Source organism: Psychrobacter arcticus 273-4, assembly GCF_000012305.1.
Classification (GTDB): Bacteria; Pseudomonadota; Gammaproteobacteria; order Pseudomonadales; family Moraxellaceae; genus Psychrobacter; species Psychrobacter arcticus.
The window spans coordinates 1,279,648-1,298,244 of sequence record NC_007204.1 but is presented as its reverse complement, the minus strand read 5'-3'; the positions used below and the strand labels follow the sequence as shown (position 1 = coordinate 1,298,244).

16 protein-coding genes are annotated in these 18,597 nt (G+C 43.2%); 3 read left to right on the top strand and 13 right to left on the bottom strand.

What is annotated here, in order from left to right; all coding sequences use genetic code 11:
- Positions 1-221: 221 nt before the first annotated feature.
- Complete coding sequence (locus PSYC_RS05655; protein WP_011280359.1) at positions 222-1,160, bottom strand: EamA family transporter; 939 nt, start codon at positions 1,158-1,160, stop codon at positions 222-224.
- Between the two features lie 285 nt (positions 1,161-1,445).
- Between PSYC_RS05655 and PSYC_RS05650 the strand changes: the two genes are divergently transcribed.
- Complete coding sequence (locus PSYC_RS05650) at positions 1,446-2,858, top strand: PLP-dependent aminotransferase family protein (RefSeq protein WP_011280358.1); 1,413 nt, start codon at positions 1,446-1,448, stop codon at positions 2,856-2,858.
- 11 nt (positions 2,859-2,869) lie between these two features.
- Here PSYC_RS05650 and PSYC_RS05645 read toward each other — a convergent pair whose 3' ends face one another.
- The 4 genes from PSYC_RS05645 to yghU form a co-directional block, all read right to left on the bottom strand.
- A complete protein-coding gene (locus PSYC_RS05645) occupies positions 2,870-4,114 on the bottom strand; it encodes a DUF819 domain-containing protein (RefSeq protein WP_011280357.1) in 1,245 nt (414 codons plus the stop codon).
- Positions 4,115-4,392: 278 nt separating this feature from the next.
- Complete coding sequence (locus PSYC_RS05640) at positions 4,393-6,096, bottom strand: DEAD/DEAH box helicase (protein ID WP_011280356.1); 1,704 nt, start codon at positions 6,094-6,096, stop codon at positions 4,393-4,395.
- Between the two features lie 646 nt (positions 6,097-6,742).
- Entirely contained in the window at positions 6,743-7,822 is a 1,080-nt protein-coding gene (locus PSYC_RS05635) for a DUF1176 domain-containing protein (protein WP_227500363.1), read from the bottom strand.
- Positions 7,823-8,334: 512 nt separating this feature from the next.
- A complete protein-coding gene (gene yghU, locus PSYC_RS05630) occupies positions 8,335-9,177 on the bottom strand; it encodes a glutathione-dependent disulfide-bond oxidoreductase (protein ID WP_011280354.1) in 843 nt (280 codons plus the stop codon).
- Between the two features lie 260 nt (positions 9,178-9,437).
- Between yghU and PSYC_RS05625 the strand changes: the two genes are divergently transcribed.
- Positions 9,438-10,814 carry a DHA2 family efflux MFS transporter permease subunit gene (locus PSYC_RS05625; protein WP_011280353.1) on the top strand — a complete coding sequence of 459 codons (1,377 nt, stop codon included), beginning with the start codon at positions 9,438-9,440 and terminating at the stop codon, positions 10,812-10,814.
- Between the two features lie 153 nt (positions 10,815-10,967).
- On the opposite strand, the gene bfr (PSYC_RS05620) is transcribed toward PSYC_RS05625, so the two are convergent.
- The 3 genes from bfr (PSYC_RS05620) to PSYC_RS05610 form a co-directional block, all read right to left on the bottom strand.
- Positions 10,968-11,441, bottom strand: coding sequence for a bacterioferritin (gene bfr, locus PSYC_RS05620; RefSeq protein WP_011280352.1), 474 nt, complete (start codon positions 11,439-11,441; stop codon positions 10,968-10,970).
- Positions 11,442-11,512: 71 nt separating this feature from the next.
- Positions 11,513-12,001, bottom strand: a complete 489-nt coding sequence (gene bfr, locus PSYC_RS05615) for a bacterioferritin (protein ID WP_011280351.1) — start codon at positions 11,999-12,001, stop codon at positions 11,513-11,515.
- A gap of 84 nt (positions 12,002-12,085) precedes the next feature.
- Positions 12,086-12,277, bottom strand: coding sequence for a (2Fe-2S)-binding protein (locus PSYC_RS05610; RefSeq protein WP_041757645.1), 192 nt, complete (start codon positions 12,275-12,277; stop codon positions 12,086-12,088).
- A gap of 287 nt (positions 12,278-12,564) precedes the next feature.
- Here PSYC_RS05610 and PSYC_RS05605 point away from each other — a divergent pair, with 287 nt between their 5' ends.
- On the top strand, positions 12,565-12,888 hold the full coding sequence (locus tag PSYC_RS05605) for an ArsR/SmtB family transcription factor (RefSeq protein ID WP_011280349.1): 324 nt from the start codon (positions 12,565-12,567) through the stop codon (positions 12,886-12,888).
- Between the two features lie 165 nt (positions 12,889-13,053).
- On the opposite strand, the gene PSYC_RS05600 is transcribed toward PSYC_RS05605, so the two are convergent.
- The 5 genes from PSYC_RS05600 to PSYC_RS05580 all read right to left on the bottom strand — a co-directional run bounded on the left by PSYC_RS05600 (position 13,054) and on the right by PSYC_RS05580 (position 18,485).
- Entirely contained in the window at positions 13,054-13,776 is a 723-nt protein-coding gene (locus PSYC_RS05600; RefSeq protein WP_083756035.1) for a sulfate/molybdate ABC transporter ATP-binding protein, read from the bottom strand.
- A gap of 93 nt (positions 13,777-13,869) precedes the next feature.
- Positions 13,870-14,802 carry a sulfate ABC transporter permease subunit CysW gene (cysW, locus tag PSYC_RS05595; RefSeq protein WP_011280347.1) on the bottom strand — a complete coding sequence of 311 codons (933 nt, stop codon included), beginning with the start codon at positions 14,800-14,802 and terminating at the stop codon, positions 13,870-13,872.
- Positions 14,802-15,686 carry a sulfate ABC transporter permease subunit CysT gene (gene cysT / locus PSYC_RS05590; protein WP_011280346.1) on the bottom strand — a complete coding sequence of 295 codons (885 nt, stop codon included), beginning with the start codon at positions 15,684-15,686 and terminating at the stop codon, positions 14,802-14,804. Before cysT ends, cysW begins: the two co-directional genes overlap by 1 nt.
- A 256-nt stretch (positions 15,687-15,942) precedes the next feature.
- Positions 15,943-17,040 (bottom strand): sulfate ABC transporter substrate-binding protein, encoded by a 1,098-nt coding sequence (locus PSYC_RS05585; RefSeq protein ID WP_011280345.1) that lies wholly within the window; start codon positions 17,038-17,040, stop codon positions 15,943-15,945.
- Positions 17,041-17,321: 281 nt separating this feature from the next.
- Positions 17,322-18,485 carry a sulfate ABC transporter substrate-binding protein gene (locus PSYC_RS05580; RefSeq protein WP_227500362.1) on the bottom strand — a complete coding sequence of 388 codons (1,164 nt, stop codon included), beginning with the start codon at positions 18,483-18,485 and terminating at the stop codon, positions 17,322-17,324.
- Positions 18,486-18,597 lie beyond the last annotated feature (112 nt).

The following is an 18,597-nucleotide window of genomic DNA, read 5'->3' as shown; positions in this document are numbered from 1 at the left end:
TTAATCTTTATCATAGTGGGATATAAAGCGTTTAAAATAAAAAAAGAGCAATGCCTCATATGTGATGCACTGCTCTTTTTGTCTATTCTTACTAATTCTAATCACAGCAGCGTTTAACGAAAGAAATTCACCATAATCTCATCAATATTAGGAAGCGAATTACAAAAAATCTTTCCAAACGTGGTTAGTAGATATTAATAGGTTGCATAAGTTATTTACTACTACGCGTGAGCAGACCTCCTGCCTAGTCCTATCTTCACATTAGCCAATATCAGTCCAGATAAGATGAGCACCATTGCTAGCACCTTCCACCATGTGACCACCTCTCCTATGAGCAGCACTGAAGTCGCCATACCGAATACGGGTACCAGTAAGGCAAATGGCACAACCTTAGAGGCGATATTTTGACTAAGCAAATGCGCCCACAGTCCAAAGCCAATCAGGGTTGAGACATAGACAATAAACCCAAGCGATAGCCAAGACTTAAAGGATGCATGCGTAAATGTCGTGAGATGCCATGCTTCGGTCTCGAATAGTAGAGAAGATAACGTCAAAATCACACAAGCGATCAGACCGCCCCATACCACTAGTGATAACGCAGATAGTGCCGATGTTCTATTGTTGCTATCAACAGGCGAGGCAGTAGAAATATTACTAGTACTTTGCTGCGTTGAGGCTTGTTTTGAAGCAATATTGCCAAAGCTCCAACCTATGGCTGCAATCAATATGCAGATAAAGCCAACCAAGGGCATATCACCGCCGAGATTTAGCGCAATCACACCAAGCCCTAGCACACCAACTAACATACCGATAATCTGCATACGACTCACCGCTTCACCTAATATGACATACGCCAGCAAGACGGTGATGAAAATTTGAACTTGCAACAACAGCGCCGTCAACCCTGCCGATGCACCCAAATGCATGGCGGTGAATACAAAAGCATACTGCATGACAAAGGTACCGATCGCATAAATAAATAACGTACGGTTGAATTTAGGCGGCTTGAGAAAAAGAACAAGGGGCACAGCGGTAAAGAAAAAGCGTAGGGCAGTGAGCATTAACGGTGGAAAGCTTTCAAGCGCCCATGCAATAAAGGTAAAATTCACACCCCATATAAAGGTAACCAATACGGCTAAGGCAATGTGGATTGGGGTCATAGGATGATCCTAAATAATGATTGTTTATTGACATTAAGTTGTTGTATTCGGACGTGATGGAATTGACCAGTATAAATACAGCCTATGCCGTTATACTGCCGTCAAAGCTTGCGGTTAAGTTCATTCTGTCTACCATCCGTATGATTCTAACTATTGTTGATATACTCAACTATAGTTTAAATAGCCATAACAGACCCGATACAGTTTCACTAATGGTGAACAAAGTGTATAGTTGCTCTTAACGTTACAATTAATCATTACATTGAAGAGATAAGTACATTCATTATGGTCGAAACCTATACGCTCAATCCAAATTTAACCAAGACTGCCGCTGTCGCTGAATGGTTACAGCAGCGTATTGACTGGCATATTTACCTGCCCAATCAGCGTGTGCCCTCGGTGCGAAAGTTAGCGAAACTATTAAATATATCAAGCTTTACGGTGGTACAAGCTTATGAGCAATTGGTGGCTACCGGTGTGCTAATAGCTAAGCCCAGCTCAGGGTATTATGTCAATACGCAGTCAAAATTAGTTCAGCCGAATGATGATAAAAGAAAAGTTTTTAAGCACCCAGTAATAGATACGCGCTGGCTGGTGCAACAAGTCTTTAGTGATATCCCGCATAATCGCTCGCCAGGGGTGGGAACATTACCGAGAGACTGGGTACGTAATGATAAGATGGAATGGGCCATACGGCAGGTAACCCAGCAAGCCGATAGCTTTATCTATGATTATGGTAATGTTCAAGGCTATCTGCCGCTACGTCAGCAGCTGGTTCAACACCTGCATACACTGGGCATGCAAACCCATGCTGACCATGTGATTACTACAGCTGGGGTATCGCAAGCCGTGACCATGGTTGCGCGGCTTCTTACTCAAGCTGGGGATACGGTGGTCGTTGATGGGCCGGGCTGGTATTGGCTATCAAGCTGCCTGCAACAACAAGGATTAAACGTCGTCTCTGTAGAACGTGACCATCAAGGGCCTAATATTGAGCAGATGCAAAAGCTATTCGCTGCGCATCGCCCTAAGCTCTATTTGACCAATAGCGTGCTGCACAACCCAACATCCTATAATCTACATCCTGCCCGCGCGCACCAAGTACTCAATCTTATTCATGAGTACGATGCTTATATTTTTGAGGACGATTTATACGCTGCATTTGTACCGGGTGGTCAAGTGCTGCGTTATGCCAGCCTTGATCAGTTCGAGCGGGTGTTTTATGCGACTGGGTTTTCAAAGTCAATGGCGTCAGGCTGGCGCGTCGGCATGTTGGTCTGTCCTGATAACTATATTGATGATGTATTGCGTATTAAAACCTTAAGCAATTCAAACACGCCAGAATTTGGCGAACGGGTTTGTCATCATTTATGGACGCATGGTGAGTATCGTCGGCAGATTAAAAAAGTGCAGCAGCATTTGTATAGGGCTCATGAAAGAATGCGAAAAGCATTACCAAAGATAAGGCTTATCTACCCTGAACATACACAAGCAGGTCTTTTTGTTTGGGTAGATATGGGGCAAGATACCAGCCAGCTGGCACTAGATGCCTATAAAGAAGGCTGGCTGGTCGCACCGGGGCAATTATTTTATCCCGATGTCAGCGCCTCAACCCATCTGCGCCTAAATGTCTCAACAACAAGTGATGAATTTTTGAGGTGGTTGGGTGATTATTTGGATAAAAGCTGTCAATACTGATAAAAACTCCATCACCCCACCACCAGCCGCATCATCTGCGTACTGATGTAACCACCAAAGGTACCCACGGCATAGCCTAAAATACCCAAAAACACCCCAACTGGCGCTAGTGACGGGTGAAATGCCGTTGCGACAATGGGTGCCGATGACGCGCCGCCAGTATTGGCATTGGAGCCGACTGCCAAAAAGAAAAACGGCGCACGGATGATTCTGGCAAAAATAAATATCAATATCACATGGATGCTCATCCAAAGCAAACCAATTAGTAGCAGTCGCCATTGTGAGACGATACCTGCTAGATTAATTTGCATACCAATAGCAGCAATTAATATGAAGATAAAGACGGTACCAATTTTTGAAGCACCAACATGATCAAGGCGACGTATTTTGGTAAAGGAGAAAACTACCCCTATTAAGGTGATAATCACCACCATCCAAAAGAATGAGCTGGCAAAGCTGTATTGTACCGCCCAACTATAAGGGGCAAAGAACCCTGCAATCTGACCACCAACGAAATGTGCTACACCAACCATGGCAAAGCACAAACCAAACATCACCATCAAATCATTAAGCGTGGCAGGACGAGCATTGTCACGCTCATAACTTTCAACGGCTTTGACGACCTTATCAATGCTACTGCTATCCGCCCGTAAAAACTTGTCAATCTTTTCACTGTGTTTTGCCATGACTAAGATGGCCAGTAACCACAGTGAAGCATTGGTGGTATCGACCAATATCATCATCCCAAACAGATCATCACTGACCCCGAACAGCTCCTTCATCGCTGCTTGGTTGGCCGCGCCGCCAATCCAGCTACCAGCAACCGCTGAAAAGCCGCGCCATAGCGTGTCATCGGTAAACATCTCAGGCGACACCCATTTAGCGATACCTAAGCTAATAGGACCACTAATGACAATGGCGATACTGGCCGCGAAGAACATAGCTATCGCTTTCCAGCCTAAGCCCAGTATCTTCGGTACATCCATTGATAAGGTCATTAGCAGTAAACTGGCTGGCAACAGATAAGTAGCAGTAAAACCATAAATCTGCGAGCCAATACCGTCAGCGAAGACACCTAAGCTGTTTAGCGTCGCAGGTATAAAACAGCACAGTACGATACCCGGTAGCACCGCATAAAACCGTTGCCAAAACTTACCAGGCAATGCTTGGGTATAAAAAACCAATCCGATAATCGCCATAATGATGCCAAACGCTAATGGCAAGCTTTCAATAGCTAAATTAGAAATATCAGGCATCCAATGGCTCCGCAGCACACGATAGGAAAAAATCTGTCAGTATAGACAAGGCAAAAAAGACGCGCAAGTAGCTATCGAGTACAAAGCTTAATTTTAAAAGATTTGAATAAGCAACAGTTTTTAAATACCTGCATATACTTGGGTCATATCTCTACGTGGTGGTTAATATCAAACTATTAAACACAAAAAAGCCAGATAACAAGTATCTGGCTTTTTGCTATATCTTTAGACGATTAAGGTATGATTATTAAAATCATTAATCCTCTAAAATAAGGCTATTACGAGTTGTTACCACGGTTGCCGCCAGTTGGACGACCTTGACCACGGCTGTCTGAACGAGCTGCTGGGCGACCTTGGCTACCACTTGGACGACCACGACCCGTTGCAGCACGCTCACCACGTGGAACGCCAGTGCTATCGCCGCGGCTAGGAGCACCAGTACGCTTACCTTGGTAAGGCTTGCCACCTGAACGCTCATTTGGCTTGCCAGATGAATCACGTGGCTTACCTTGATAACCGCTGTCATTGCTTGCGCGTTGACCAGTAGCGTTGCTGCTATCACCTGATGGGCGACCACGGCCTTGACCACTAGGTTTACTAGCGCCAGAACCAGCATAACCACCCGCTGAACGACCACGACCTTGACCATTACCATTACCACCGCCGTTTGAACGACCACGGCCACGACCACGACCATTGCCTTTGTTTTCGCTAGGAACGTAAGTTTTCTTAGGCTCCATGCCTTCGATAACAGAGGCTTCCATTTTACGATCTAAATAACGGTTAATAGCGTTAAGCTGTGGACGGTCATCCATGCTACATAAGCTTATAGCAACACCAGTACGGCCTGCACGACCACAACGACCGATACGATGGACGTAATCTTCCGTTTGACGCGGTAAGTCATAGTTAATGACGTGCGATAGTGCTGGAACGTCTAGACCACGAGCCGCTACGTCGGTCGCAACTAAGATTTTGCATTTACCATTACGTAGGTCTTGAACAATGCGGTTACGCTTGCTTTGTGGCAAATCGCCATGTAGGAAGCTTGCTTTATGACCGGCTTCTTGTAGCTGTTTTGCTAATTTTTCAGTACTACGTTTAGTGGCAGCAAAGATAATGATTTGTTCCATATCTTTGTGGCAAACGATTTTGTCAAGCAAACGGTTTTTGTGATCAAAATCATCACAGTAATACACTTTTTCTTCGATGTGCGCAGATTCAACTTTGATTGATACACGCTCAGGGTTTTTGGTGAAGCTGGCAGCGATTTTGCCGACAGGACCGTCCCAAGTTGCTGAACACATAATCGTTTGACGATCAATCGGTGCTGCACGTAGTATGTCGCTGATATCGTCAGCAAAACCCATATCTAGCATACGGTCAGCTTCATCAAGTACCAAGATTTCAAGGCTTGATAAGTCAACGCGACCCGCATTGATATGGTCAAGTAAACGACCTGGGGTTGCAACGATAACTTGTACGCCTTTTTTCAAAGCAGTAATCTGACCGTTGTATGGTGCGCCGCCAACTAAAGGCACGCAGAATAGACCACGCATATCTTTAGAATACGTACGTACGCTATCATGTACTTGCTGAGCAAGTTCACGCGTTGGCGTTAGAATAAGAGCTTTGGTCAATTTGTCGAAGCTGGTTGCACGGCTCAAGCGATCAAGTACTGGGATAACGAATGCAGCTGTTTTACCACTACCCGTTTGCGCAGATAACAAAAGGTCACGACCTTGTAATGCAAAAGGAATGGCTTCTGCTTGAATAGGTGTTGGGTGAGTATAACCACTACGCTCAAGCGCGCTAAGAATTGGCTTGGCAATATTTAGGTCAGTAAAGGTAACTTTATTTTCGTCAGTAGCGTCAGTCGTAGCCGCTTCATTATTAGTATCGGTATTTGCAGTAGTGTTTGGGGTGTCAGTGCTTTCGATAATGCCGTTTTCAGCAGCGATTGCAGATAAGATGTCAGTCATGAATATCCTTGGTAAGTATAAGCTGCTGTAAATTCAGCAAACTTGATGCATACCACTGATAACCGTTCACCACGCTACCCATATAATCTGATTATCAAAATAATGATAATCAAATACCAAACCCATAAGGCTTGTCAAAATTATATAAAGGCGTTCGTGCTGTCTGACGTATTTTGGTGGTAGTGCCGAGTGTCTCATCCTTGTCTGCTAAAAACTCAATACCAATGCTTTGTCCAAAGCAGATAAAGGAAAATAACAACCAATCTAGCCCATACAAGGGTCAGTAGATAAGATATGAGTCAAAAATAATAGGATTATTTAAGTACACAAAATCATCGGCAACAATTACTTTCGGTCATCCTAGACCCAAAATCGCAGGCGATGTTATCAATCTCATAATTCACATTAGACTATGCTAACGTGGCGACGCAGTATAACACAACAAAACTGTAATCAGTAGCTGTTTTTTCGATTATTATGGAAAAGAGCTATGAAACAAGGATTGTTGAACCATACATGGTTAATAATATAGGTGTTTTTGCATTAAATAATTTTTACCGCTTGCGACTCATTTTCTCTAAAAAGTATCGAACAAACTATCATTACCGTTTTAAAAGAGAAGTCAGCAGAAATTGAGGCATTAATATTAACGTGATATCTTGACGTCAGTGACGTAAAGTGGCATCTGCCAAGCACCACCCGCTTCAATCATACGGCACAGACCAGTGTTGCTCTCATGACTTTTCTCAAAGTCCTTACCCGTCCATAACCACTCGGTTTTAGATATACAATCGCCAAGACCACGACCTTTTTGGATAGCGGTGATCTGACCCTTGTCATAATCCGTAGCATTAGTTGTGATCAGCTTTGGCTCGTATGGTTTGGTGTCATTGATGACCCAGACACCTTTACCTGCATTATAAGCACCTGTCCAGCAATTATGCTGTACCAGCAACTGCTTGCTGTTTAGACGATTGGCGTTCCATGACGATTTGTCAGATAAGCTTGGGCAGTTGCTACTGACATTTTTTATGGTGTCTTTCATCAAATCTGATAACTGGGATGAGCGCATAACGAATTTTTTCTTATTGCCAGACGTGGCCTTAGGATTGGGCATCACCATCCGTATCGCTGGTATCGACTTGGGTGATAACACACCGCTATTGGATTTGTTTGCGCCCTCTGTACGAATAAAAGCACTGGCTGTGCCCACTCGACCTTGTGCTTCATCCGCTTTTAGCATGACTGCACTCGCCCCTTTATCGGACAACCGCCAGCGCGTGTTGCGGATAACCAGCTCTATCTTGCTTGATTTGGTCAGTGCCTCTAATAGCGCTGTGACCTGCGGTGAGGTGAGCTCAGCATAACCAGCAGCACCTGAAAAAGGTTTGGCTTCGCCATAATCTTTATCGTTAATAAATAAGGATATCCGGTGACGGTTACCCAGCTGCATCAAGGCTTTGGCAGAATTTTCTCTTGCACCGCCGAGCTTGACCCGAGCATCAACCGTGGCATTGGCACCTGCACGGCGTATCAACAATAAAGACACTGGCAATTCGATATCATTATTTGCCTGATAACCAGCCAGCCGGCAAGTACGTGTATTGTCACAGACCACGTGCCAATCTTGGTTGGTAAAATCTACAGGCGTGTCAGCACTACTTGCAGCGCTGTATAACGCTGCACTGATGGCGGCAAGTATTGGTAATAAAATTCTTTTTGACATGGTTTTTGTTATCTTTTTTGTTTTTTTAGACGGCGCTTTAATATAGGGGTTGTTTGAGTATTTAGGTTTGACAACATCGCTCTGGCTACTAGAACCATTTTTACTCAATAAGAGGGTTGGTCTACTCCTAAGCATATCATTCTCCTTCATAATCATCATTCATCAATAGAAGAGGTTTAAGCGCCTACCCTTTTTGGGTGGAGGCTGCTATCTTAACGTATCCATGTTTCTATCTGTTGTACTAATGTACCATTATGTAAATAATGAAGTATAATCCTAAATAGCTATATTCATACACAGTCAGTTCAAAATAAATACGTTATTAAAGAGGTGCGACTGGTATATGTCTTTGGAATACATGAATATTTAAAGCAAAAAAAGATTAATAAGACAGGTGCTTATTAATCTTTTTATTCATTAAGATATAGAGCTATATTGGTTATTTATCTTTAATATCAAATATTTATAACTAAATAAATTAAACGTTAAAGTTAATTATTATGACAACCAGCCTAAGTAATAGGCTCAAGGACTAAGTCCACCGCTCGTTTAACTGCTGGACGTTCGGCAATTGTTTTCGCCCAGCGCTGTAAATGCGGGTACTCATCAACTTGTAAGAATTCTGCCGCCTCATAAAGCTTGCCAAGTGCCAATTGACCATACCATGCCCAAATAATCATATCGGCGATATTATAGTCAGACTCCTCATCTCCGCCCATATATGCATGGTCTTTTAGATGGCGGTCAAGGACATCAAGCTGGCGTTTGACTTCCATGGTATAGCGATTGATAGGATATTCCATAGGCTCAGGAGCGTAGGCGTAAAAATGCCCAAAACCACCACCTAAGAAAGGCGCGCTACCCATCTGCCACATCAGCCAAGACAGACACTCAACGCGTGCCTTACCTTGCTGCATCGGAATAAATTTGCCAAATTTCTCCGCTAAGTACATTAAGATAGCGCCAGACTCAAAGATAGCAATCGGCTCGCCAGCCTCGCTATTACTGTGGTCAACCAAAGCCGGTATCTTTGAGTTTGGGTTAATAGCAACGAATCCTGAGCCAAACTGATCGCCTTTCGAGATATCTATGAGGTAAGCATTGTATGCTGCTTCTTTGATACCAAGCTCAGCCAGCTCTTCTAGTAGAATGTTTACCTTAACGCCATTTGGCGTATTCAATGAATACAGCTGTAACGAAGCATCGCCTACTGGCAGCACTTTATCATGGCGCACGCCAGCAGTTGGACTATTGATACTCGAAAATTTGCCGCCGTTTTCTTTATCTTTTGTCCAAACTTTAGGCGGTGTATAGCTCTCTATCTGACCGTTCGTAGGATTATTATTCTGACTCATAATTCGACCTATTTTTTGTTGTGTTGGTTGTCATATTTTAAAAATGGTGGTGTTTACCATATACCTCCCACTATAACGGGGACTGATCCTGCTATTAAAGTCTTGTCTTGTAATTAATGTGGTAATGATTACTATGCTGCTCTTTAACTGCTCGGCAGTTGTTTTTATACTACGCATAATATAATGTCTTTGTATAAAATTTACTGTCGATTAAGGTGAGTTTCAACAAGCCACTGCTCTAAAGATATGGTGACATCAATATGGTAGCACTGACTCCAACGCAAGATAAATACCTACCTTATGTACTGGCGGTAGCGTTATTTATGCAAATTTTAGACGCTACTATTCTAAATACCTCCCTACCACAGATGGCACAAGCATTGGGCGAATCACCACTACAAATGCAATGGGCGGTTATCAGCTACGCGCTTACTTTGGCGATTTTTATTCCTATTAGCGGATTTTTAGCCGATAAATATGGCACACGCCGCGTGTTCTTGTCCGCCATTATCATATTTTGTATCGGCTCGCTATTGTGTGCCGCTTCTCCGACCTTGGATTTTTTGATCAGTTCACGTATCGTACAAGGTATCGGCGGCGCGATGATGACACCGGTTGCACGCTTGATATTGGTCAAGTCTTATCCGCGCAATAAGCTATTAACGGTGATGAACTTTGCGGTCATCCCTGCTTTGGTTGCACCATTGGTCGGACCAGTATTGGGTGGTTATATCGTACAGTACACCAGCTGGCACTGGATATTTTTAATCAATATCCCGATGGGTATTTTTGGTTTTATCATGGGCAAAAAACTGGTGCCAGCATTGTTTGAGGACTCCAAGCGTCTAGATTGGACAGGGTTTTTATTGTTTGCCGCTGCTGCGTGTGGTTTTACTCTGGCAGTAGAATTTGGCACACAAGTCGGGCGTGAATTTTATGGAATGATGCTTGGATTGCTGGCAAGTCTATTGCTCGGCGCTTATATTTGGCACGCAAAACGCCGCGCAACACCGCTATTTCCATTGAGTTTGTTTGATATACGTACCTTTCGTATCGGCATCACAGGCAATTTATTTACCCGATTGGGCATTAGCGCTGTACCATTTTTACTTCCACTACTGCTGCAGGTGGTGTTCGAGTACTCTCCATCGCAAGCGGGCTGGCTACTCGCTCCTATTGCTGTAGGGGCTATCGGCATCAAGCCTTGGGTGAGTAACATTATTCAGCGTTATAGCTATCGGACGGTATTAGTCTACAACACGACTTTGATAGGCATACTGATTATCATCTTGGCGCAGTTTAATGATGCGGCACAGTGGATGTGGTTTATCCCTATTTTGACAGTGATGGGCGCGTGTAACTCTATGCAGTTCAGTGCGATGAACACCATCACCATTGGCGACCTGCACGGCGCACAAACCAGTAGCGGCAATAGTTTGATGGCCGTCAACCAACAATTGGCAATCAGCTTTGGCATTGCCTTTGGTGCTGCACTGCTCAATCTACTACGTGAGCGCCTACAGATGGATACATTGACCGCCTTTCAAACCACCTATTGGATATTGGGTCTGTTTACCATTCTCTCAGGATTGCATTTCTTACGCTTAAAACCCGAGGATGGTCGCGGCTTATATTGAAAATGGGTGTTGAAAGCTTGTATCGAAAATATAAACAAGAATATTTGGATAAAAAATCGTAGATAAACAATAGATCAAAAAAAGCCAGCTTATGCTTGGGTTATAACCAAAACGTAAGCTGGCTTATTGTGATTCAATGAGAGTTGCTAATATTTAATCGTCATTCATCTGCGATTGGATATAGTTTTCAATACCGACATCTTTCATCAAATCTTCTTGCGTCTCAAGCCAGTCTTGATACTCTTCATTACCCTCTTTTAGAGTGACCAGTAGCTGACGCGACACATAATCCTGCTGCGTCTCACACAAAGTAATCGCATCGGTGATAATGCTAAACTTTTGCTTCTCTAAGCGTAAATTGCAGTCAATCATTTCAGGCACATCTTCAGCGATGAACATCTTGCCATAATCTTGCAAATTCGGCAAACCACCTAGCAACAAAATTCGAGCAATTAGATCATCAGACCATTTCATCTCTGCAATAGACTGTTTATAGAAACTTTCGTTTAATGACTCTAAACCCCAATGGCGAGCAATACGCGCATGCAAAAAATACTGATTGATGGCTATTAATGACTGACCCAGAACTTTATTAAGTGCGCGGATAATCTCTTTATCCCCTTTCATTTTTCTCTCTCCCTACCTAGGTATTTGTTATTTGAGCTAACTATCTATATGGTGATTGTCATCCGTTACTATCAAACAAGATTGGGAGAGACTTCAGCCATCTGACTTTGCAAATAATTTGGCAGACCAATCATATCAATAAGGCGCAACTGTTGCTCAAGCCAATGGGTATGATCTTCTTCGGTATCTTTGAGCTGCTCAACCAACATCTCGCGTGTGACATAGTCATGCACTTCTTCGCAAATTGCGATACCGTCTTTGAGATGCTTTTGTACCTGATACTCTAAATTTAAATCAAGCTGTAGCATCTCAGGTACAGTGGTACCAATATTAATGGTATCAACACTCATTTTAGGCGTGCCGCCTAACATTAAAATACGACGTATAATCGCCTGTGCATGTAAGGTCTCATCTTCCATTTCATGGCTGATACGGTCGTACAATTTACCGTAATGCCATTCAGCATACATCTCAGAGTGGATGAAATACTGGTCACGAGCTGCAAGCTCACCACCTAATAAAAAGTTTAAATAATCAATCACTTTAGGGTTGCCAATCATCACCTACACTCCTGTATGTATCATTGCTTGTTATATGTATTCATAATTTTATAGATAAAGCGCCAATATATAAACAGTTAGTTTTTAAACAGCATAAGCCAATACATCGAACTTGGCATGATGCTCCTCTAGATAGTCATTTACCATAGGCTCACAGCATCCGCAGCAGGTTGCGACATCTAAGGTGTCTTTTAGACCATCTAACGTATCGATACCAGAAGCAATGGCGGCTTTTATTTGCTTTTCTTTGACATCATTACAGATACAGACGTACATAAGCGGGTTCCTACTGTGATTGACTAACGTATTATTAGCTATATTAACGATAATTATTAGCATTTACAATAGTGTTTGGTATACTTATCCATCATCTCAATCAAAACTTTATAGTTATATTAATTTAATTAATATATGTAACTGAATATAACAATCCGTGTAACTTTACGGTACTTAAGGTAGTAAAATGGCGATGAACTGTAAATTTGGTCGTTTATTAATCGATTTTATGGATAAGTGCTGCTATATTGTGCCCCTATTAACTAAATGTATATTGGAATTGATCCATGTCTAATAATAATTCTATGATACAACCGCTTGAGTTGTTTAAAGTATTATCTGACCCTACGCGCTTGAAGATTTTCCAAATCCTATATAATAAAGAATCACGCTGCGTCGGTGAGTTAGTAGAAATACTTGATCAGCCACAACCAACGATATCGCGTCACCTTAATCACCTAAAAAAACTGGGCATCTTAAACTGTGTTCGTGATGGCACTTGGATGTGGTACGAGGTCGCAAATGACTTGCCAGAATGGTGTCAAAATATTTTGGACATTACCTACAAGCAGGTATCAAGCAAAGAAAAAGCCATACTAAAATCCGCCTAATACTAGCCTAGCACTAATAGGCGCTGTGATAGGCAGTGAAAAATTTTGCTTAAAGATCTTTGGCTTATGTTAGCCCATAAAAAAGACCTCATGATGAGGTCTTTTTTATGCGGCACTGATATAGTTGAAATACTTTAAAGTCGCTACAGTATTCTTTATTAAACACTATACCAAGTCTAAGAAATCACTGACAAAGGCATTGGCTGGGCGATTGATCAATGCTTCTGAGGTGCCTACCTGTTCAACCCGACCATGATTCATCACCACAATCTCATCAGATACCGCCCTTGCCTCTTCTTGGTCATGAGTAACCATGATGCTAGTGATGCCAAGCTCATGATGAATGTCTTTTAACCAGGTACGCAGCTCTTTACGTACTTTGGCATCCAGCGCCCCAAACGGCTCATCTAATAATAGTAGTTTTGGCTTAACCGCAAGTGCTCTTGCCAGCGCAATACGCTGACGCTGACCGCCTGATAATTGATGCGGGTAAGCAGTTGCCACTTGTGGCAACTGCACCAAATCTAATAGCTCAGCCACGCGCTTATTGATATCCGCTTTACTTGGGCGCTCATTCTTTGGTAACAACGTCAGACCAAAGCCCACATTGTCAGCAACATTTTTATGGCGAAATAATGCATAGTGCTGAAACATGAAGCCGATATGGCGCTTTTGTACCGGAGTATTGGTGACGTCTAGTTCATCAAACAGTATCTGCCCAGAGTCCGAATACTCAAGACCGGCAATGATACGCAGCAAGGTGGTTTTACCGCAGCCTGAAGGACCCAATAAAGTCGTCAATTTACCCGTAGGTACCGTGATATTGATATCATCTAAGGCGGTAAAGTTACCAAATTTCTTATTAACGTTGCGAATCTCGATGCTCATAATGGTGTCTCTTATTATTTCTTTTATCGTAGCGTAGCAGATTGTTTTAATACTATGGCAAATAGCGGAAATGGCGTCTATAGACATGAATCGCTATGCTTTGCCTGCTGATTCTGCAACAGTAGCATTAGCACTGACTGGTAGTTCAGGCGCACTTATCAAACGTTCAGACTTAGCGAATTTGCGATCTTGTAGCTTGGTCATGATTTGCTGAATGAGTAACGTTACTAAAGCGAGTGCGGCAAGTAAGCTTGATAAAGCAAACGCAGCGGTAAAGTTATAGTCATTGTAAGCAATTTCGACCAGTAGCGGCATGGTATTGGTTTCACCGCGAATATGACCTGAGACCACACTCACTGCACCAAACTCACCCATCGCTCGCGCATTGGTCAATATCAAACCATACAGCAGCGCCCATTTGATATTAGGCAGTGTCACATGCCAAAACGTCTGCCAGCCAGTAGCACCCAAAGTCAGTGCAGCTTGCTCTTCACTATCACCCTGCGTCTGCATCAGCGGTATCAACTCACGTGCCACAAAGGGAAAGGTGACAAACAAAGTCGCTAAAATAATCCCCGGTACAGCATAGATTACCTGAAATCCCATGCTCTCAAGCCAGCCACCAATGCTAGAGTTTAACCCGAATAGCAAAACAAACATCAAACCTGCGACCACGGGCGACACCGAAAACGGTAAATCAAGCAAAGTGGTCACCAGCTGTTTACCTTTAAACTGATAACGGGTCACCAGCCACGCAATAGCAATACCCATCACCATATTAATCGGTAAGACAATTGCGGCAGTAATCAAGGTTAGCTTAATCGCCTGCAAGGCTTCAGGATCGACAAGAGAGGCGATATATAACTGCCAGCCACCCTTAAAGGCTTCATAGAACACGGCTAGCAGTGGCACAACCAACATAATAACCATAAATAACACAGCGATGGTGATAAAGGCACGGCGTATCCATAGTGTATCTTTGGTTGCTGGGTTGCTCTGGTAGTCGTAGATATTAGAGATTTGCATTAGCGAGCTCCTACACGGCGCGACAGCTTCCACTGTACGATATTGATGGTCAATAAAATCACAAAGGAGATTAGTAGCATAAATAATGCAATGGCTGATGCGCCTTGGACGTCAAACTGCTCAAGCTTACTAATAATGATTAATGGTAAAATTTCAGACTGCATCGGAATATTGCCAGCGATAAAAATGACCGAACCATACTCACCAGTGGCACGCGCAAACATCATGCCTGCACCCATCAATAACGCAGGCAATAGCTCTGGCAAAATCACCTTACGAAACGTGGTAAATCGATTGGCACCCAATACCGCTGCTGCCTCCTCAAATTCAACAGATAACTCTGCGAGTACGGGCTGTACAGCGCGGACGATAAAGGGAAAGCTGACAACCACTAAAGCCAGCCAAATACCCAATGGTGTAAAAGCCACTTGAATATCAAACTTGGCAAACCACTGCCCGATAAGACCATTGGGTGCATACAAAGTCGCAAGCGAGATACCAGTGACCGCTGTTGGGAGCGCAAAGGGTAAATCCACCAAGGCATTTATCAAAGATTTGCCCCAAAACTCATAGCGTACGAGCACCCATGCGACCAGTGTGCCAAACACCATATTGGTCAGCATCGCCAAAAACGACATCCATAGGCTTAGTTTAATAGCAGCGGTCACTTGCGGCTGGCTAATAGTACCCCAAAATCCCGTCCAGCCCATTTGTGTTGTGGTATAGGCCATCATGGCAAATGGCAGTACTACCAACAGCGACAAGCTAAAGACAGTGATGCCCATACTTAGCCCAAACCCTGGTAGCACATTGCGCTGACGCAAGCGTGTTAACCAACCTTTTCTAGGAAGGGGCTTATTAGTGGGAGATGTTGTTGCACTCATAGTGGTGTCCTATTGCCTAGCTGATGGTACTTATCGTAAGCACTCGGTCGTATCGATATGAAGAAAAAAGTATGATAAAAAGAGATTATGAATATGCTCATGGTATAAAGGACATAGCGTTGTCGGCCATGTCCTTTATGAGATTGACATAATTTCATGACGTCGTGCATTACTGATTAATCATCAAATAATGCAGTAGCCGCCCTTCAAATAAGTCACGGCTATTTAAACGTCGTTACTAACATTACTACTGGTATTACTGAGGCGCATTAACCGCCAACTTATCAAACAAACCACCATCACTGAAATAGGTGCTCATGATCTCATCCCATGTGCCAAACGCATCATTCGGACGGAAAGTGTCAATCGGTGGCAATTTATCACTGTTTTTATCCAATACACTCTTCACACTTGGGCGTAAGTATAAGTCAGCTGCCAATTGCTGGGCAGCATCGCTCCATAAGAAATCAAGATATGCTTTGGCGGCATCTGTGGTGCCTTTTTTATCAGTGACTGTTTTTACGATAGCCACTGGGCTTTCAGACTTGATTGAGTATTTTGGATAAACGATCTCAACTTGACCAACCCCAAAATCTTTTGCCGCAAGATTGGCTTCATTCTCAAAGGTCACTAAGACATCACCGATACCACGCTGTACAAACGTCGTAGTCGCTGCACGCCCGCCACTTTCATAAACTTTGACGTTTTTTAGCATGTCTTTAACATATTTTTCCGCTTGTGCTTCATCTTTATTAAAAGCATGTAAGCCATAACCATAAGCACCTAAGAAAGCATAGCGACCGTTACCCGTGACTTTTGGGTTTGCCATGACAATCTCAACACCCTCTTTGGTCAAGTCTGCCCAATCATTGATACCTTTTGGATTGTCTTTGCGCACTAAGAAGACGATGGTACTGGTAAAAGGTACCGCATTGTCTGGGAATTTGCTTTCCCAATCTGACTCAACCAAACCTTTTTTCTCAAGCAGCTCAATATCAGAGCCTTGGTTCATGGTCGCGACATCTGCTTGTAGACCATTTGCCACCGACAGTGCTTGTTTACTTGAACCACCATGCGACTGATTGATAAGAATATTACTGTTTGGGTTTTCAGCTTGGTAATGATCAACAAATAATGGATTGTAGTCTTTGTAAAAATCACGGGCGACATCATAAGAGACGTTTAATAGCTCGATGTCCTGCCCTTCTGTCGCTGCTGGTTTGCCCTCTGCATTGGCAGCCGGCTCAGTCTTTTCATTGTTACTACAGCCTGCGATACCTAAAGTGAGCGCCACACCGGCGATACTTAGGACGCTAAGCGTTTTATTTTTATAACCTGTGGTATATGATGTCATGGCTGCCTCAAAAATATGTCTGATAAGTAATGTAAGTATGCTAACAGCGCTATCTTATTATGTTTAATGATGAATATGTTTATGTTATTTCCAAAATGGAATAAAGGATTTGTAAATATAATATTATCAATGACTTAAATTTATCAGCAATGAATAAGCTAAATATTTTTAACCATAACTGCACTGTCTGCTGGTCATTTAGCCGTTTGACTCAGTCTCTCATCCAAGTTAAGAATGAATATCTGAATCAAACGGCTTGTCACTGACTAATCTAGTTACCTTTACTGCACACTTGCCAGCTTATCAAAACGCCCGCCATCAACAAAAAACGTCTCCATAATCTGTGTCCAAGGACCAAAGACACTCACCGGCTCAAACCTCTCAATATCAAGCAAGGTATCTTTATGGGCAGCAAGCACTTGCTCATTACTAGGACGCATGTACCTCTGTGCCATCAGCTCCTGTGCTGGCGTGTCCCATAAGCTTTTTAGATAGGTGTTTGCCGCTTCTGTTTTGCCCGCCTTATCAGTTACCGCAGTGACTACCGCGACAGGATTGGCAATCAACACTGAATAACGTGGATAGACAATATCTACCTGTCCTTTGGCAAATTGCTTGGCAGCCAAATGCGCTTCGTTTTCGGTCGTAATGAGTACATCCCCTAAACCGCGCTGGGTAAAGCTGGTCGTTGCTGCACGCGCGCCATTGTCATAAGTGACGACGTTTGCTAGCAGCTTCTTGATAAAGGTATCTGTTTTGATAGAGGTTTCAACATTTTCTTTAAAATGATGCAGACCATAACCATAGGCACCCAAAAAGGCATAACGCGCTGTGCCACTGGTTTTTGGATTTGGTATCACTATAGCCACGTCACTACGGGCCAAATCTTGCCAGTCTTTAATACCCTTTGGATTTCCGCTACGTACCAATAGCACTATGGTGCTGGTATAAGGGACAGCGCCGTTTGGTAACGCTTTCTGCCAGTCAGCAGCAACCAAGCCTTTTTCGACCAATAGATTCATATCGCTTTCTTGGTTAAAGGTCACCACATCCGCTTGTAGACCATTGGCAACCGACAGTGCTTGCTTACTCGAGCCACCATGCGACTGATTGACGTGTACTTTGCTATTGGGATGCTCTTTTTGGTAGCCTTTAGCAAATAAGGTATTGTAGTCCTTATAAAAATCGCGTGAGACATCGTAAGAAACGTTAAGCAGATTAATATCTTGCGACGGTGCTGCTGATTTTTGTGCGCTGGTCTGTGTCTCATTTTTCGTGGCTTCAGTAGGGCTACAGCCTGTCATGAATACTGCCATCGTCAGCGCGCCACCCATTATCAAGGTACGTGGTACTTTATTTTGAATGACTTTATTTTGAATCACTTGATTGTCAGTCATTGAGATATGACGTAAAGGCTGATTCTTGGCTATATTGGTCGTTTGCATAGACGCTCTCGATAATGTCATGCTGCCACTGGTAGACCCTACTATTTTATTGATTCTATAAATAAGGATGACAAAGGCAGTAATGGTAAGAATTTTGGGAGATGCATTGGTT